General features: G+C 49.4%; 4 protein-coding genes. All 4 read right to left on the bottom strand.

Annotated elements, in window-relative coordinates; translation table 11 throughout:
• On the bottom strand, nucleotides 1–773 hold a 773-nt coding region (locus MXM41_RS22575; protein ID WP_325934476.1), incomplete at its 3' end, for a hypothetical protein.
• Between the two features lie 265 nt (nucleotides 774–1038).
• Nucleotides 1039–1344 carry a hypothetical protein gene (locus MXM41_RS22570; protein WP_325934474.1) on the bottom strand — a complete coding sequence of 102 codons (306 nt, stop codon included), beginning with the start codon at nucleotides 1342–1344 and terminating at the stop codon, nucleotides 1039–1041.
• A 329-nt stretch (nucleotides 1345–1673) separates the two neighbouring features.
• Nucleotides 1674–2228 (bottom strand): recombinase family protein, encoded by a 555-nt coding sequence (locus MXM41_RS22565; RefSeq protein WP_325934473.1) that lies wholly within the window; start codon nucleotides 2226–2228, stop codon nucleotides 1674–1676.
• Between the two features lie 1429 nt (nucleotides 2229–3657).
• Nucleotides 3658–4928 (bottom strand): hypothetical protein (locus MXM41_RS22560; RefSeq protein ID WP_325934472.1); only part of this gene is annotated, 1271 nt, incomplete at its 5' end.

Here is a 4928-nt window from a genome sequence, read left to right as displayed (position 1 = left end):
TTCACCTGCTTCCATGCCTGTGATGCTTCATAGCTGCGCTGAATCGCTCGACACTGCGTTATATTCACAACCTGCTTAATAGTCCATTGCTCAGGCTCTGCGTTGCCTGTGGCTCTGTTCTGCTCCATCTGGATGATGTGAATATTTTCCGCCGTTGCTTTGCCCCGTAGTTCTCCGGCCACCAGCGCTGGGAACTTATGCCCCAACTCCCACTTGATGCCAGTGTCTAAGGCTCGCTCCCTCTGGTTCATCACTTCACATCGGTAAGCCAGCTCTCTCAGCTCGATGAACTCCGAGAAGGATCGAGGCGCAACCTCAACATACCCGCTTCGCTCGATGCTGCTCACAACGAATTTGTGAACCTTCGCAGACACAGACCGATTAACCCGCTTGAACTCCTTGCCGTACTCTTTTGCCTCCCACGCTTGCCGGGCACACTCTGAACATTTGCCAGCATTAGTACCATAGGCATTAACGGCAAGTTTCATCTTGTTGCCACACTTACAGCGACGCTTACCCATCACCAGCCCTACGCCGTTTTCGTCCACCTCTCCGAGGTAAGGAACTACCTCTAAGGAACCGCTGCTAGTCTCTTCAATATGGCGACACCACAGGCAACCATTGTGTGTTCTGCCTTCACGCTGGTAGAAGTAAATCGCCTCTGGATGCCTGCATTTGTCGCAAGGCTCAAGCTCAATAATTGGCGTATTCCTAATCGCCCTTGCTGCTGCTGCCAGCGTTGCTGGCGTAATCTGTTCAATCGTCGTCGTCATGTAAAACCCCTATAGATCAATAACTTTAATAACCCTTACCCCATCAAGTGAGGTAAGGAAATACCTCTAAGCATTAGCGCTTATTCCACCTCATGCCTTTCCAGCACATGCTCAACTGCCGTCTGTTCTTTCGTTCTCTGCCACTCAGCCTTTGCGAGATTGTGCTTACACTGAACACAGCGCCGACTGTTCTTGAACCGAACCACACAGCCACATTTACGGCATGGCTTGCCGTTGTACTTCGCCCCACTCTCAAAGAATGCCATCAGTCCTTACCTCCCATCCCATCAGCAATAGATCGCTGCTCTTTCGTTGGCTTCTTCGCTGGCTCACATAGCCAGTTCAGGTGATGCTCAATCGCTCCCGCTGCTTTCGTATACCCGGCATCCTGCAACATCGCCACACACATAATCACCGCTTCTGCTCTGCCTTTGTCGTGTTCCCTTTCGAACCTACTCAACACCGGGTAGTGCTTACGCCATAACCTTTTTGCGTGTTCCATCGCTGCTTTGCTGGTGGGGTATGTGTCATTGGCATATTCAGCCAATATTGCCCTTTTACTCTCTGCCATATTCCGTGGCTCCTTCTGTTAAATCCATTACAACAGGACACATTTTCATCCTGACCAAAATAAAGGGCAAGCCTCGACAACTCGCCCTAACTCATGCCTATTTATCCCTAAATTACCGAAAGTTAACGAAAAAATAGACCCATCCTGAACAGTGTATACTTTCTGTTTACGCGCTTATCTACAACTCAACAGGACATATTTATATATGGTATAAACCCGACTTTGCTTGAAACTATTTGCATAAATAAACGAAATAAATAAATACAACGGGGGTAAGGAAATACCTCTAAGGATTAGCGCAAATAAGAAACCGCCCGTAGGCGGCTCTCTCACATGGCTTGCTCTGCTTTGATGCGCTGTACTGTCTGTGTGCTTACCCCAAACTGTGCCGCAGTCTTGCGAATGCTCTCACCTGCTGCCAGCGCTGACACGATCCCTACCCGGTCAACATCCTTACCATTTCCGCGTCCACCTTTGCGGCCTGCCTGCTTCGCTGCTGCGTACCCTTCCGCTTGTCGCTCAAGCATCATCTCCCGTTCCATCTGTGCCACTGATGCCAGCACATTCAGCATCATGCGGCTTACTGCGTTCTCATTGGCTCCGGCTGTCAGTCGTTCCTTGTGAAACTCGATGCTTACGCCCTTCTCTTTCACAGCGTCGATGATGGTCAACAGGTCTTTGACGTTGCGACCCAGGCGGCTCAGTTCGTGGCAGTGAATCACATCACCTTCACGGACATACTCAAGCATTGCTTTCAACTGTGGACGGTCTGCATTCTTTCCGCTTGCTGTCTCAGTGAATACCTTATCCAGTTCAACACCATCTAACTGACGCTCGTTATTCTGCTGAACACTCGACACACGAACATAACCAACCTTTGCCATTTCCGAACTCTCTACTGTAGTGATTTAGTATGTGGTGATTGTAAGTGTATTGATTAAATCAATCAAGGCTTATTCACTACACTTTAACGGGTATTTTGTGGGGTTTATGTATGTGGTGTTATAGCGTGCTTATTCACTACACTATTTATATCGGTCGTGATTGGGTATTGCTGGGGGTGAGGTAAGGAAATACCTCTAACAGTTAGCGCTTTGCAAACTAGCTAGCGCACCAACTATGTGAGGGGGTGTTTTTGCACATGCTGTACTGCAACCATTTTCCGGCAGGCATCCGACACATGAAAATATCCAGCAATATAACCGCCCATTAGATGCCATTACTTATGGGGGCATACCCGCTGGTGCGGCTGCTGCTCCTACTACCAATCCAGCACACAGGCTTTTACTCTGAAAATATCCAGCACTAAATCACCACATGCTGCCGTTCTCCATGTCCAAACGTGTCTAAATCCACCAGCTTTTTTCGACCTCCACACACACCCCCGGTAGGGGTAGGGGTAGTCAGTGATTGGCATCATTCATCTGCTTACTGATCTTGAACAGGCAACTTTCATCGAATTTGAATCGGCTTTACTCCCCTACCATAGGGGGTGTACCCACTTCCCCTTTTGCGCTTGCTCGCTCTGCCGTATGCCGTCCATCCGGTGAAATCTCCATTGAAAACTATGTCCAGTCATCACGGGTAAAGACATTGCCCCTATACAGTGGGAACAGGAAAATGAAAACAATCGGTATGAGGGGAGGGGTGAAGTGAATGTGTCATGACGAAAAAAAGCCCCTGAAACTTTTACATCTCAAGGGCTTCTCTCCGTGTTATGCTTCCGAGTGTTAAGGCTCTGGTATGCAAACACCCAATCACTTAAGTTTGGCGGCCTAAGTGGTGTAAGCATACCAGAGGTTTGCTGGTTCTTGCCACCACAAACAGAAAACCAACAACAGGCACTAACTTACCTTAACCAGTGTTCGCCCTCTCAAAGCGGGGTAATCGTTCCAAGATTGGAATGGTTGAAACAGGCAAACAATGGGATCTAACTTCACCGGAAAAGAGTGAAGCTCTGCCACAGTCTCACGCCACTGGATTACAAGAGCGTACCTGACAACGAACCAGACCAGCGCCAACTGAACAGCCCGGAAAAGGAAAACGGCTTACGCCGTCTCGTTTGTTCCTACCCATTCCGGCTTTGTTTGGCCTATTGTATTTTGCATCAGTGCCAAATTGTCAGCCTCCCACAGTGCCAGTATTCGCAGCCTCTCCAGTTCATCCCATACATGGCATAATCGGCGCTGCTCAGTGCTTGTCTCAATCATTTGTTGTCTCCTGTGAAGGTAAGGAAATACCTCTAAGAGTTAGCGGGTAAGCAGTTTTGCCACATGCTCAGGTGGTGGGTTTTACGCTGACGAGGCGTAATCTTTAGAAGGGGTTAAGTAGGCTCTCAAACACCGTTGGGTAGGTAAGCATTGATTTGCGCTTCTGGGTATTCGTCATCTGCCAGTATCGCCAATCATCATCATTAGTTCGTTCGTCTGTTAACATTTGCTCAAGCTCGCAAATCATCACATCCACCCGTTCACCTGCTTCTGCAATCCGCTGGTGGGCTTCATCCAATAGCCCGTATTCATTGTTCCATTTACCAGAGGCATAAGCATAAAAATCACCTTGCTTGCTCTCCCACTCCGCCCGGATGTCTTGAATAGTCCTGGCAATGGCTCGCTGTGTGGCTGCTCTTTTCTCAGCGTCTGCTTTGGCTCTGGCCTCTGCTTCTGCTGCTGCTTTTGCTGCTGCCGCTTCCCGGCGCTGTTTCTTCTCCTGCTGCTCATACAGGTAATCGGCTCCTGTCTCTTTCCATCCGTCGCCATAGTTGGCAACAGGAACAGGAGGTAAGGAACTACCTCTAAGCAATGCCGGATTAATGCCGCTTTCGTCAATCTCTGTGGCTGGGGCATCGAATGGGGTTAGTTGGTCTTGCCAGTTCACACACTCATTCTGCCATACGCACAGCCACTGTTTGCCGTGTTCATCTTCTGCCGTACCCCAAGCCATTGGATCGCCCACAACAGCAAGCAACGGATGGGTGAACCCCATCACCAACACTTTGTTATTGTCCAACACATCACGCGCCCACAGCACCGCACAGCGCTTCACAGTGTCGATTGCTTCCACTTGCTCAGGTAAGGAACCATCTCTAAGGATGATGTTTTCTGCGTCTGCAATTTGCTGCAACGTCATCACAACAGCATGCAAGCGTGCCGTCGCTCCACAGAATGCTTCCATCGTTAAGCGCTGCTCTCTGGCCTCAGCATATGGGATGTTATGGCCTGACTGAATGTAGGCGCTGATTTGCCGATCCATCTGCACACAGCGTTTTTCCCACTGCCTCGACACAGACCTAAGCACCTGCTCAAAGGTAAAGAAATCTTCATCAGCGAACAGGCGCATAACTGCATCAGCATCACCACAAATCTGCCGTACTCGCTCAGCGTGTGCTTTCTGTTCCGTGGCTTCTTTCTGCGTTCTCTCTTTCTTCGCTGCTGGTGTGTCATCTGACCAACTGCCTTTCACCTGCTTCCATGCCTGTGATGCTTCATAGCTGCGCTGAATCGCTCGACACTGCGTTATATTCACAACCTGCTTAATAGTCCATTGCTCAGGCTCTGCGTTGCCTGTGGCTCTGTTCTGCTCCA

This window comes from Leclercia adecarboxylata (assembly GCF_035787115.1).
GTDB classification, from domain to species: Bacteria; Pseudomonadota; Gammaproteobacteria; order Enterobacterales; family Enterobacteriaceae; genus Enterobacter; species Enterobacter adecarboxylatus_E.
The sequence above is the reverse complement of the archived record's forward strand: the minus strand, read 5'-3'. Positions and strand labels throughout refer to the sequence as shown.